Below are 12,373 nucleotides of genomic sequence, written 5' to 3'. Positions count from 1 at the left end.
CAGCCGAAGCCCGGTCGTCAGGGAGTCGGGGCGCGTTGTCCGAGATCGAACGGCCGTGCGAGGTCGGCCGGTCGGGGACTTGCCCGCAGGCCGTGTTTCAGGGCAGAGCGGAGGGGCCCGACCGTCCCCTTACGGCCGGGCCCCTCGGTCAGTGGTGGTTCAGCGGTGGCTGAACCACGCCATGGAGGACAGGGCCTTGTCGTCGTAGCCGAACAGGGCCTGGTTCTCCCAGCCGTTGCCGGAGGAGGCGTCGGTCGGGTCCCAGCCGTTGCCGGTGACGGCGGTCCAGGTCGCCTCCCAGTAGAAGACGCCGAGCCCGCGGCCGTTCGGGACGGCCTCCACGATGCTCGCGACGGCGTTCATCCAGGCCAGCTGGCCGGCCGCGCTCGCCGGGTAGCCGGTGACCAGTTCGCTGCTGGTGTCGATCTGGTTCTCCAGCGAGTCGTCCTGGGCGAGGGTGAACGGGTAGGCGGTCTCGGCGATGAAGACCGGCTTGGAGTAACGGGAGGCGACGTCGTCCAGCGTGGTCTGGGCGGCGGCCAGCGAACCGTGCCAGTAGCCGTAGTACGACAGCCCGATCACGTCGTAGTTGATGCCGTAGGTCTTGGCGTTGTCGAACCACCAGCGGACCGTGGCGTCGTCGCCCGCGTTGGCCAGGTGCAGGGCGACCCGGGTGGAGGAGGAGACCGCCTTGGCCGCGCTGTAGCCGGAGTTGATCAGACCGGCGAGCTGCGACCAGTTGTCGGTGGAGCCCTCGGACCAGAGCATGCCGCCGTTGATCTCGTTGCCGATCTGGACCATGTCGGCGGTGGTGCCCTGGGACTTCAGGGCGTTGAGGACGTCGTACGTGTGGTTGTACACGTCGGTCTTCAGCTGGCTGTAGGAGTGGCCGGACCAGGCGGCGGGCTTGGTCTGCTTGCCCGGGTCGGCCCAGCTGTCCGAGTAGTGGAAGTCGACCAGCAGCTTCATGCCGGCGGCCTTGATCCGCTTGGCCATGGCCAGCACGTGCGCCTTGTCGTTGTAGCCGTCGGCCGGGTTGACCCAGACCTTCAGCCGCGCGTAGTTCATGCCGGCGTTCTTGAGGATGGTGACCGCGTCCCCGGTGGTGCCGGAGCTGGTCTTGTAGACCCCGCCCTTGGCCTCGCTCTTGGCCAGTGACGAGATGTCGGCGCCCTTGACGGACAGCCCGGTCGAGCCCGACGCGAAGGTCAGGTCGTCGACGTTGATCCAGTTTCCGGCGTTGGCGTCGGAGTTGATGCTGACCGTGCACTGGTTGTTGGTGACCGCGATCGAGGTGACGATCCGGACCCAGCTGCTGGTGGAGACCGGCAGATCGGTCCTCTGCTCCGAACTGCCGCAGTTCTTCAGCGATATGTAGGCGGAGTTCTGGCCGCCGCTGGAGCGGACCCAGGCGGTGAGCGTGTAGTTGCCGTTGGTCAGCCCCGACAGGTACTGGTAGGTCTCCACCTTGTAGGCGGAGGCCGAGTAGTGGCTCAGCCGGTAACTGCCGCCGTGGCCACCCGATTCGGTGTACGAGGCACCCGTGTCGCCGTACTCCGACCAGCCGGTGGGCGTGGCCACGCCCGCACCGTCCGATTCGAAGCCGCCGTTGGTGAGGGTGCTCGCGGCCCGGGCGGTCTGGGCGGGGAGGGCGGTGAGGGCGAGCCCGGCCAGGAGCGGCAGCAGCAGGGCTCTGAGGGTGCGTCTGGGATGGAACATCATCGTCCGTCGTCCCTTCGACGTGACTGGGGTGGGGAGGCCTCCGGTGAGGCCGGAGGAGGCCCCTCCGCCCGCGGCTCTCGTGGCACTCGCGGACGGAGGGGAGTCTCGGCGGGCTCAGCCGTCGAGTCGTACGACCCGGACGGTGCCCGCGGGGACCGCGAGGTTGCCCGCGGCGCGTTCGCCCGTCAGCAGTTCGGTGCCGTGCGCCTCCAGCGGCACCTTGGCGTCGCTGGCGGTGTGGTTGACGGCGAAGAGGAAGGAGCCGGACTCGCCGGTGCGGCGGATGACCTCGACGTCGCGGGGCAGTTCGGCGCGGGGTGCGATCCGGGCGTCCTCGGCGGCCCAGCCGAGCAGGGCGTCCAGGCCGTGCGCGTCCAGGCGCGTCGACACGTACCAGGCGGTGCCCTCCCCCAGCGGGTGCCGGGTGACCGCCGGAAGGCCGGCGGTGAGGCCGTCCGCGTAGCTCCAGACGGTCTCGGCGGCACCCGGGACGACGAACTCGGTCCACACGTCGCCGGTCAGCTCGGATCCTTCGGGGCCGGTCAGCCGTACCCGCTGGTCCTTCAGGAGCGGTGAGAACTCCTCCACGGTGAGGCCGAGGGTCTCGCGCAGGGGGCCGGGGTAGGCGCCCTCGTGCACCGCGTCGTGCTCGTCGACGATTCCGGAGAAGTACGAGACGACGAGCGTGCCGCCGTTCTCGACGTACTCGCGCAGATTGTTCCCGGCCGCCTCCGTCATCAGGTACAGGGCCGGCACGACGACAAGGGGATAGGCCGACAAGTCGCTTTCCGGGTGGGCGAAGTCGACCGTGAGGTGGCGGTCGTACAGAGCCTCGTAGAAGGCGTCGGCGCGCTCGCGCGGGTCGTGGTCCTCGGTGGGGCGCCACTGGAGGTTCTGCGCCCACCAGGACTGCCAGTCCCACAGGACGGCGACGTCGGCCTGGGTGCGGGTGCCCCTGATCTGGCTCAACGAGTCCAGGGAGGCGCCGAGTTCGACGACCTCGCGCCACACCCGGGTCTCGGTGCCGCCGTGCGGGAGCATCGCGGAGTGGAACTTCTCGGCGCCGCGCCGGGACTGCCGCCACTGGAAGAACAGCGCGCCGTCGGAGCCGCGGGCCACGTGCCCCAGGGAGTTGCGGGCCATCTGGCCGGGGGCCTTGGCAGGATTGCGGGGCTGCCAGTTGACGCCCGAGGTGGAGTGTTCGAGGAGCAGCCAGGGGGCGCCGCCGGCCACCGAGCGGGTGAGGTCGGCGGCCATCGCGAGGTTGACGTGGGTGCGGCGGCCGTCGGTGATCAGGTAGTGGTCGTTGGTGACCAGGTCGACCTCCCGGCCCCAGGCCCAGTAGTCCATGGAGTCGCACTGGCTGAGGGCGGTCATGAAGTTGGTGGTCACCGGGACGCCGGGCGAGAGGCGGTGCAGGATGTCCCGCTCCATGCGGAAGTTCTCGCGGATGGTGGCGTCGGCGAACCGCTTGTAGTCCAGGGTCTGGCCCGGGTTGCCCACGGTCGGGGTGACCCGCGGCGGGTTGATCTGCGCCAGGTCGGTGTAGTGCTGGCCCCAGAAGGCCGTGCCCCAGGCCGCGTTGACCGCGTCCACGGTGCCGTAGGCACCGGTGAGCCAGCGGCGGAAGTGGGCCGCGCAGGAGTCGCAGTAGCAGGCCGACACGGGGACGCCGTACTCGTTGTGGACGTGCCACATCGCGAGCGCCGGGTGGTGGCCGTAGCGCTCGGCGAGTCGGGTGGTGATGTCCGCGGCGGCGGCGCGGTAGTCGGCGTTGGAGTGGCAGATGGCACCGCGCGAGCCGAACTCGTAGCGCACGCCCTCCGCGGTCACCGGCAGGGCCTCGGGGTGGGCGCGGTAGAACCAGGCGGGCGGTGCCACGGTGGGAGTGCCGAGGTCGACGCGGATGCCGTTCTCGTGCAGCAGGTCGAGGACCCGGTCGAGCCAGCCGAAGTCGTACTCCCCCGGCGCCGGCTCCAGCAGGGCCCAGGAGAAGATCCCGACGCTCACCATCGTGACCCCGGCCTCGCGCATCAGCCGGACGTCCTCGTGCCAGACGCTTTCCGGCCACTGCTCGGGGTTGTAGTCCCCACCGAAGGCGAGCCTGGTCAGGCCCCTGGGGGTGGTGTCCGGCATGGATCTCTCCCGTTTAATCGATCATTTGGGAACGTTCACAGACGTGGGTCGTGGCGTGAGCCCAACATAACCGCACAGCAACAACCATTGACAAGTGTCCGGGATGTTTCTCTACTGTGAACGCTCACAGAGCAGGACACGGACTCGCGACGGGCGATGATCCAGGTCTGAGAACGCTCACACATCATCTGCATGGCAGGTTCCCGCGAGGTGCGGGGGCCCAGGTCAGGGGAGAGATCCATGCCGCACACGAAGCGCCGCCGCCTCGTGACAACCGCCGTCGCCGTCTCGCTCGGCGCCACCGCCCTCGCCGCCTGCGGCTCGTCCGACGACGACAGCAAGGCCGACTCCGGTCCGGTCTCGCTGACGTACTGGGCCTGGGCGCCCGGTATGGACAAGGTCGTGGACCTGTGGAACAAGGGCGAGGGCAAGAAGGAGCAGATCACCGTCACGGTGAAGAAGCAGGCGTCCGGCGACACGCTGGTCACCAAGATCCTCACCGCGCACAAGGCGAAGAACGGCCCCGACCTGGTGCAGGCCGAGTACCAGGCGCTGCCGACGCTGGTCAGCAACGACGCGGTCGCCGACATATCCAAGTCGGTCGGCGACGCGAAGTCGAAGTTCGCCGACGGCGTCTGGCAGCAGGTCACGCTGGGCACGGGCGCGGTGTACGCGGTGCCGCAGGACATCGGCCCGATGATGTTCTACTACCGCGCGGACCTCTTCAAGAAGTACGGCCTCAAGGTGCCCACCACCTGGGACGAGTTCGCCCAGGACGCCCGTCAGCTGAAGAAGAAGGCACCCGGCCTCGACCTGACCACGTTCTCCGCCAACGACTCCGGCCTCTTCGCGGGCCTCGCCCAGCAGGCCGGCGCCAAGTGGTGGACCACCTCCGGCGACAAGTGGAAGGTCGCCATCAACGACGCCGCCACCCAGAAGGTCGCCAAGTTCTGGGGCGGTCTGGTCAAGGAGGGCGCCATCGACAACCAGCCGATGTACACCCCGGCCTGGAACAAGGCGCTGGACACCGGCAAGCAGATCGCCTGGGTCTCCGCCGTGTGGGCGCCCGGCACGCTGACCACCGCCGCGCCCGACACCAAGGGCAAGTGGGCGATGGCCCCGCTGCCCCAGTGGTCCGCGTCCGAGAACGTCACCGGCAGCTGGGGCGGCTCCTCCACCGCCGTCACCACCGACTCCAAGCACCAGGCGGCCGCCGCCAAGTTCGCGGCCTGGCTGAACACGGACGGCGAGGCGCTCAACGCGCTGGCCAAGGAGAGCGGCATCTACCCGGCCGCCACGAACGCCCAGACCAGCGGCGCCTTCGCCACCTCTCCGGACTACTTCTCGAACCAGTCGGACTTCTACGCCAAGGCCGCCGAGATCGCCAAGACCACGGCGCCCTCCGCATGGGGCCCGAACGTGAACGTCGCCTACACGACCTTCAACGACGCGTTCGGCGCCGCCGCCAAGAACAAGTCGGACTTCGTGACCGCCCTGAACACCATGCAGGACGCCACGGTCGCCGACATGAAGAAGCAGGGCTTCGAGGTCTCTCAGTGACCAGCCCCACCAGCCGGAGGTCGTACGGGGTCAAGGGGGCCCCGTACGCCCACCCGTCTCCCACCACCACCCTCAAACGAGCGCGGAGCGCGCCCTACTTTTTCCTCCTTCCCGCCACGATCCTCTTCGCGCTGTTCTTCGCGCTGCCCATCGGATACGCGGTCTGGCTCAGCTTCCGCAAGGTGCACGTCTCCGGCCTCGGCCTGGGCGCGGGCGCCCGCACGGAGGTCTGGGCGGGACTGGAGAACTACCACGACGCCCTCACCGACAACGAGTTCTACGCCGGTGCGCTGCGCGTCCTCGGCTACGGCTGCATCGTCGTGCCGGTGATGCTGGGCCTCGCCCTGCTGTTCGCCCTGATGCTCGACTCCGAGCGGGTCCGCCTCGCCCCGTTCACCCGGCTCGCGATCTTCCTGCCGTACGCCATCCCCGGCGTGGTGGCCGCGCTGCTGTGGGGCTTCCTGTACCTGCCGGACGTCAGCCCCTTCTACTACGTCCTCGAAAGGCTGCACCTGCCGCAGCCCGACCTGCTGGACGGCGGCCCGCTGTTCCTGGCCCTGTCCAACATCGCGGTCTGGGGCGGCACCGGCTTCAACATGATCGTCATCTACACCTCGCTCAGGTCCATTCCGGTCGAGGTGCACGAGGCGGCGAAGCTGGACGGCGCCACGCCGCTGCAGATCGCCCTGCGGATCAAGATCCCGATGGTGGCGCCCTCGCTGGTGCTGACCTTCTTCTTCTCGATCATCGCCACGCTCCAGGTGTTCAACGAGCCGATGACCATCAAGCCCTTCACCAACTCCGTCAACCTGAGCTGGAGCCCCCTGATGAAGGTGTACCAGGACGCCTTCCGCCGGGGTGACATCTACTCGGCCGCCGCCGAGGCGACCCTGATCGCCATCGCCACGCTGGTGCTGTCCTTCGGGTTCCTGCGGGCCGCGAACCGCCGCAACAGGCAGGAGGCAGCGCAGTGAGTTCTCTTGCCGTCCGCAAGGCCGCACCGGCGGCCGGTACGACGCCCGGCACCGCCCAGGGGCCGCCGCTGCGCCGCCGGATCGCCCTCATCCCGACGGTCACCCTGCTCCTCGGCGCGATCTACACCCTGCTCCCGGTGGCCTGGGTGGTGATCGCGTCCACCAAGTCCGGCAGCGAGCTGTTCTCCACGTTCACCTTCCTGCCCGGCTCCGGCTTCGCCGCCAACCTCAAGGACCTCGACGCCTACCGCGACGGCATCTACTGGAAGTGGATGGGCAACTCCGCCCTGTACGCCGGTCTCGGCGCCGTGGTCTCCACGGGCGTGTCGGCGTTCAGCGGCTACGCCCTGGCCACGTACCGGTTCAAGGGCCGCGAGGCGATCTTCAACGTGCTGCTGGCCGGCGTGCTGATGCCCCCGGTCATCCTCGCCATCCCGCAGTACCTGCTGCTCGCCAAGGCGAACCTCACGGACTCCTACCTGTCCGTGCTGCTGCCGCAGATCCTGTCGCCGTACGGCGTCTACCTCTCGCGGATCTACGCGGCCGCGACCGTGCCCGCCGACGTGGTGGAGGCGGGCCGGATGGACGGGGCGAGCGAGTGGCGGATCTTCACGCGGATCGCGCTGCCGATGATGATCCCCGGCATGGTGACGGTGTTCCTGTTCCAGTTCGTGGCCGTGTGGAACAACTTCCTGCTGCCGTACATCATGCTGAGCGACGACGAGAAGTTCCCGCTCACGGTCGGTCTGTACACGCTCCTGGAGCAGGGCGCCAACACCCCGGCCCTGTACACCCTGGTGATCACCGGCGCGTTCCTGGCCGTGCTGCCGCTGATCGCGCTCTTCCTGGTGATTCAGCGCTTCTGGAGCCTTGACCTGCTTTCCGGGGCCGTAAAGTCATGACCATGAGCAGCAGTGCCGGGGGCCGGCGCAAACCGCCGACGATCCATGACGTGGCGCGCGAGGCCGGTGTCTCCCGGGGCACCGTCTCGCGGGTGCTCAACGGCGGGCACTACGTCAGCCCCGCCGCCGCGGAGGCGGTCAACGACGCCATCCGCAGGACCGGTTATGTCGTGAACCGGCACGCCCGTTCGCTGATCACCGGGCGCTCGGACTCGGTCGGCTTCCTGCTGACGGAGCCGCAGGAGCGGTTCTTCGAGGACCCCAACTTCAACGTCCTGCTGAGCGGTTGCACCCAGGCGCTGGCCGGTCACGACATCCCGCTGCTGCTGATGCTGGCGGGCACGAAGGACGAACGGCGGCGGATCACGCGGTACATCACCGCCGGGCACGTCGACGGGGTGCTGCTGGTGTCGAGTCACTCCGGTGACCCGGTGGCGGAGGAGCTGCGCGAGGCGGGCGTGCCGCTGGTGGCCTGCGGCAAGCCGATCGGACTCGGCTCGAAGGTGAGTTACGTGGCCGCCGACGACCGGGACGGCGCCCGGGACATGGTCCGGCACCTGCTGGACGTGGGGCGCCGCCGGATCGGCATGATCACCGGCCCGCTGGACACCCCGGGCGGTGTCGAGCGGCTCGCCGGGTACAAGGAGGTCCTCACCGAGGCGGGCGTCGCGATCGACGAGGCGCTCGTCGTGTCCGGGGACTACAGCAAGGCGAGCGGCGAGGCGGGGGCCGAGCGGCTGCTCGCGCAGGCCCCGGACCTGGACGCGGTGTTCGTGGCCTCCGACCTGATGGCGCAGGGGGTGCTGGCGGTGCTGCAGCGAGCCGGCAGGCGGGTGCCGGATGACATCGCTGTCGGCGGTTTCGACGACTCCCCGGCGGCCACCGCGGTGACCCCCCAGCTCACCACCATCCGCCAGCCCTGGGACCGGATCAGCAACGAGATGGTCCGCGTGCTGCTCGCCCAGATAGGGGGCGAGGACCCGGCGGCGGTGATCCTGCCGACGGAGCTGGTGCGACGCGAGTCTGCGTGAGCCGGGCGCGGCCGGGGGTTGGCGGGGCGCGTTGTCGGGCGGCTGCGGCTGTGTGGGGGCTGGGCGCGCCCACCCGGCGGTAGCCGCACATGCAATACAGCCCCGCGCCCCTTCGGGGAGCTTTCGGCGAGGTCCGCAAGCGGTCAGGATCGGAGAAGCTGCGATGGGCTCCCGGGTCCTAGCGTGGGATCACCGGCCGAAAAGCGCCGGTTCCCTTATCGCGAGGAGTGAGAGCGCCATGACCGCAGGCGTGCAGACGATCATCTACCCCGTCAAGGACGCGGCGCGGGCCAAGGCTCTGTTCGGGGCGCTGCTGGGCGTCGAGCCGTACGCCGACGAGCCGTACTACATCGGGTTCAAGGCCGCGGGGCAGGACGTCGGCCTCGACCCGAACGGGCATGCCCAGGGGCTGACCGGGCCGACGCCGTTCTGGCACGTCACCGACCTGCGCGAGCGGCTCGCGGCGCTGCTGGCGGCGGGCGCCGAGCTGGTCCAGGACGCGCGGGACGTCGGCAACGGCCGGCTGGTCGCCTCGGTGAAGGACGCCGACGGCAACATGGTGGGCCTGCTCCAGGACCCGGTGGCCTGAGCCGCGTACTCCTCGAAGACTGCTTGCACCCGCACTAGTTGCACACTCAACAATTGGCTTGATCGGTGTTACGGTGCGGGTATGGCAGTGAAGACGGCCGAGGCCCGGCTTGAGGAACAGTGGCGGGACATCCTGTCGGTGCACGCGCGCACGATGTGCGAGATCGACCGGGTGCTGCATCCGCACGGGCTGGGCGCGAGCGACTTCGAGGTGCTCGACCTGCTCGCCACCGAGACCCCCGCCGAGGGTGACCACTGCCGGGTGCAGAACCTGGTGGGAAGGGTCCATCTCAGCCAGAGCGCGCTGTCCCGGCTGATCGGACGGCTGGAGAAGGAGGGCCTGGTGGAGCGGTCGGTCTGCGTCGAGGACCGCCGGGGCGTGTGGGTCGCGCTCACCGCCAAGGGCCGCGCCCTGCACGCCGAGGTACGCCCGCTGCAGCGGGCGGTGCTGGGCCGGATGCTGGAAGGCGGGGGCACCCCCTAGAGCGCGAACTCGATCCCGTCGGGGAGGACCTCGACGCCCTCCGCCGCCACCCGGGCACGGGCCCGGGACGCCGGGTCGAGCAGGGGGTTGGTGTTGTTGAGGTGCGTGTAGATCCGGCGGGTGCGGGGATGGCCGGCCAGGGCGGCGAGGCTGCCGTGCGCGCCGGAGACGGGGAGATGGCCCATCGCCGCCTGCCTGGGTCCGGAGCGGAGCGTGCCGCCCATCTCGCCGGCCGTGAAGAAGGTGCCGTCCAGCAGTGCGCAGTCGGCCTCCGTGCACAGTTCGTCCAGGGCGTCGCTCCAGGCTCCGAAGCAGGGGGCGTAGAGGAGCACTCCCCCGGTGGCGAGGTCCTCGACGCGGTAGGCCGTGACCCAGCGGCCGTCGGCCTCGGCGAGCGCGGCCGGGACGTACGCAGGGACCTTGGCGCCGACCGGGTGGGCGGTGACGACCAGGCCACCGGCCAGCACGAAGCCGCCGTCGGCCAGGCTGTCGGCCCACTCCCAGGGGGCATAGCGGTCCAGGGCGCCCTGCGCGGGGGCCAGCACCGTGCGCACCGGCGGGGCCGCGTACACCTTGAGCTCCGGCGCCCCGCGCAGCACGGCCAGGCCCGCGACGTGGTCGGCTTCGGCGTCGGTGAGCAGCACGCCGCGCACCGGGGTCTCGCGGGGGCCCGGTCCCGGCCACAGCGCGGCCGTGGCGGTGAGCTGGGCTCGGATGTCCGGGGAGGCGTTGAGCAGCCACCAGTCCCGGCCGTTGCCGGTCAGGGCGACGCTCTCCTGGCTTCGGGAGGGCAGCTTGCCGTCCCGGGCGGCGGCGCACAGCCCGCAGGCGCAGTTCCACTGCGGGAATCCGCCGCCCGCGGCGGTGCCCAGCAGGACGACCCTCACGACGATCCGCCCCTCTCGGTCTCCCCGACCCCTCCTGGGATCTTCCCTCAGGATGCGCCGCGCTACCCGCGCCCGGGGGGAACTTCCGGCCGTCCTTCGGAAGGCCGCCGGTCCACCGGCCGCCGCGGCGGAATCGGCTCCGACGGGAAGTCGCGCCCACCGGTCCACAGCGCGGGTACGGCATCGCAGCGCCGGCACAGCTCGTAGGCGACAGCCTCGTAGTTGACCCGCCAGGCGTGGAAGTGCGGCCAGGCTTCCTCGGTGCCGCGCTCGGCCCGGAATCCGGTCTTCTCCAGCATGGTCACGGCTTCCTCGAACGCCCCGTAGGTCAGCTCGATGGGGGCGTCCGGTGCCGGGTCGGGGTCGAAGGTCGCCCGCACGGAGGCGGCGATGTCCCGCAGTGCGGTGAACCCGGCGCGCAGCACCAGGCGGGCCTGCGGCGGAGCGGAGCGCGGGGAGAGCGCGAGTTGCATGGCGGCCGCGTCCATGACGGCGATCAGGCCGACCAGCCAGCTGCGGTAGGGACGGGGCGAGCGGAACGCCAGCAGCACCGGATAGGTGGCATGGCTCTCCCCCATGTCCGCGGCCAGCCGCTCCCAGGACCGGTACAGCTCGGGCAGCGCGGTCTCGGTGTCCACCAGCCACTGCCGGGCGAGGATCTCCGGCCCCCAGGCGGGCTCCCCGGCGCGGGACTGGAGAAGGGTGACCTCCAGTTCGCGGCGGTTGTAGGCGGCGTACAGCGTGGGCAGATAGGCGATCTGCAGCGCGATGACGACCGGGCCGGTGGCGGCGGCGACGAAGTCGAGCGCGGACAGCCGCAGCCGGGCGCCGCTGGCGAAGCCGAGGGTGAACAGGCTGGAGCCGGCCTCCCGGAACGCGGTGCTCCAGGAGAGCGGGGACAACGCGTACAGCAGCATCCCGAAGCCGAGGAACGCCCCGCCGAGCCAGGCCGCGAGCATGCCGATCAGCATGAGCGGGGCGAGCCAGGTCTGGGCGCGGTCGATGGCCCGGTAGCCGCCGCGGTGCGCGGTGAGACAGAGCACGCGGCGCAGGCCCCACCACAGCCGGTACACCAGCACGGAGTACAGGCCACGGGGGACCACGAGCGTGCGCAGGATGCTGCGCAGGACCAGGATCAGTACCAGGCCCCCGGCCACCCCGGAGATCCATTCCATGGCGCCATTCTGGCCCCCACGGCGGCCTCCCGGTGACCGGAGAGCCCTTCGGTCAGCCCGCCGGCCGGGCCAGCAGGGTGCGCACTCCCTCCGAGGTCAGCGTCAGCGCGTGCGCCGAGCTGCCGTCTATGGCGAGCGAGAGGTTCTCCTCGGGCCACTGCGAGGCGAGCGCGCCGAGCGGCACCACGCGGTAGCGGGAGACGGTCGGCAGCAGGCCGGTCAGCTCCCCCTCCGAGGTGAACACCGGGACGACGGGGTCGCCGTCGGGGCGTTCCAGGACGGGCAGGGCGATCATCGCGGGGTCGGCCGCCTCCGCGGCGTCGTCCGGCACCGGGACCAGCACGTCACTGTGCGCGAGCGTGTCCAGGGCGTCGTGGTCCTCGGCGTTCACGGCCAGCGAGTCGAGCGCCCGCTGGGCCGGCGTCGGGAAGTCGTCGTGTGCGGGTGTCTCCATGGCAGATCCCCAGGTAGCTGTGGTGGTACGGGCCGCGGGTCCGGCAGGGCACCGGGCGGCCACGGCACGCGTACCCGGTCGGAGCCGGGGCATGCGCCGGGGACACCACCAGGGCTTTCGTCGCACCCGTGGCATCCCGCTCGGGAGCCTCGCTCCCGGTGGCTCCCACCTGTCCCCCGGCCGGAAACCGGCGGCCGGGGGTGGGACAGGTGGGAGCGAGGGGTGGCGCGGGGGTAGGGCTGACCACGGGAGGTGATGGTCCGTGTCCGTTCCGTCACCCCTGCGACGCGAGAAGAAGGCAAGCGATGTCGGTCGAGACCGGTACGACGCACGCGGCGGACGCCGAGGAGCGTGAGCAGCAGAGCCTCCGCACCGCCGCGGCACGGAATCTCACCACGACGACCAAGTCCGCGCCCCAGATGCAGGAGATCAGCTCCCGGTGGCTGACTCGGACGTTCCC

Annotated in this window: 11 protein-coding genes; 6 read left to right on the top strand and 5 right to left on the bottom strand. The window is 70.6% G+C overall.

The genetic code is table 11. The features are described from left to right. Nucleotides 1-159: 159 nt before the first annotated feature. The gene (locus OHB00_RS45865; RefSeq protein WP_406446291.1) at nucleotides 160-1,719 is read right to left on the bottom strand and encodes a glycosyl hydrolase 53 family protein; all 1,560 of its coding nucleotides are present in this window, start codon (nucleotides 1,717-1,719) and stop codon (nucleotides 160-162) included. A 117-nt stretch (nucleotides 1,720-1,836) separates the two neighbouring features. Continuing rightward, nucleotides 1,837-3,858, bottom strand: a complete 2,022-nt coding sequence (locus OHB00_RS45860) for a beta-galactosidase (RefSeq protein ID WP_406444219.1) — start codon at nucleotides 3,856-3,858, stop codon at nucleotides 1,837-1,839. Nucleotides 3,859-4,098: 240 nt separating this feature from the next. Here OHB00_RS45860 and OHB00_RS45855 point away from each other — a divergent pair, with 240 nt between their 5' ends. The 6 genes from OHB00_RS45855 to OHB00_RS45830 all read left to right on the top strand — a co-directional run bounded on the left by OHB00_RS45855 (nucleotide 4,099) and on the right by OHB00_RS45830 (nucleotide 9,397). After that, on the top strand, nucleotides 4,099-5,418 hold the full coding sequence (locus OHB00_RS45855; protein WP_406444217.1) for an ABC transporter substrate-binding protein: 1,320 nt from the start codon (nucleotides 4,099-4,101) through the stop codon (nucleotides 5,416-5,418). Beyond that, nucleotides 5,415-6,392 (top strand): carbohydrate ABC transporter permease, encoded by a 978-nt coding sequence (locus tag OHB00_RS45850; protein ID WP_406444215.1) that lies wholly within the window; start codon nucleotides 5,415-5,417, stop codon nucleotides 6,390-6,392. The genes OHB00_RS45855 and OHB00_RS45850 overlap by 4 nt, the downstream gene beginning before the upstream one ends. After that, entirely contained in the window at nucleotides 6,389-7,294 is a 906-nt protein-coding gene (locus OHB00_RS45845) for a carbohydrate ABC transporter permease (RefSeq protein ID WP_406444214.1), read from the top strand. Before OHB00_RS45850 ends, OHB00_RS45845 begins: the two co-directional genes overlap by 4 nt. After that, the gene (locus OHB00_RS45840; protein ID WP_406444212.1) at nucleotides 7,291-8,325 is read left to right on the top strand and encodes a LacI family DNA-binding transcriptional regulator; all 1,035 of its coding nucleotides are present in this window, start codon (nucleotides 7,291-7,293) and stop codon (nucleotides 8,323-8,325) included. Before OHB00_RS45845 ends, OHB00_RS45840 begins: the two co-directional genes overlap by 4 nt. Nucleotides 8,326-8,563: 238 nt before the next feature. Further along, entirely contained in the window at nucleotides 8,564-8,914 is a 351-nt protein-coding gene (locus OHB00_RS45835; protein ID WP_406444210.1) for a VOC family protein, read from the top strand. Between the two features lie 81 nt (nucleotides 8,915-8,995). Beyond that, a complete protein-coding gene (locus tag OHB00_RS45830) occupies nucleotides 8,996-9,397 on the top strand; it encodes a MarR family winged helix-turn-helix transcriptional regulator (RefSeq protein ID WP_406444208.1) in 402 nt (133 codons plus the stop codon). Here the strand turns inward: OHB00_RS45830 and pqqB are convergent. The 3 genes from pqqB to OHB00_RS45815 form a co-directional block, all read right to left on the bottom strand. Then, nucleotides 9,394-10,284 (bottom strand): pyrroloquinoline quinone biosynthesis protein PqqB, encoded by an 891-nt coding sequence (pqqB, locus tag OHB00_RS45825; RefSeq protein WP_406444207.1) that lies wholly within the window; start codon nucleotides 10,282-10,284, stop codon nucleotides 9,394-9,396. The two genes, OHB00_RS45830 and pqqB, sit on opposite strands and share 4 nt — an antisense overlap. 62 nt (nucleotides 10,285-10,346) lie before the next feature. Next, a complete protein-coding gene (locus tag OHB00_RS45820) occupies nucleotides 10,347-11,459 on the bottom strand; it encodes a hypothetical protein (protein ID WP_406444206.1) in 1,113 nt (370 codons plus the stop codon). Nucleotides 11,460-11,511: 52 nt separating this feature from the next. Beyond that, nucleotides 11,512-11,913 carry an SseB family protein gene (locus OHB00_RS45815; RefSeq protein WP_365707084.1) on the bottom strand — a complete coding sequence of 134 codons (402 nt, stop codon included), beginning with the start codon at nucleotides 11,911-11,913 and terminating at the stop codon, nucleotides 11,512-11,514. Between the last annotated feature and the right edge of the window lie 460 nt (nucleotides 11,914-12,373).

It is taken from the genome of Streptomyces sp. NBC_00631, assembly GCF_045206895.1.
Taxonomy (GTDB): Bacteria; Actinomycetota; Actinomycetes; order Streptomycetales; family Streptomycetaceae; genus Streptomyces.
The sequence above is the reverse complement of the archived record's forward strand: the minus strand, read 5'-3'. Positions and strand labels throughout refer to the sequence as shown.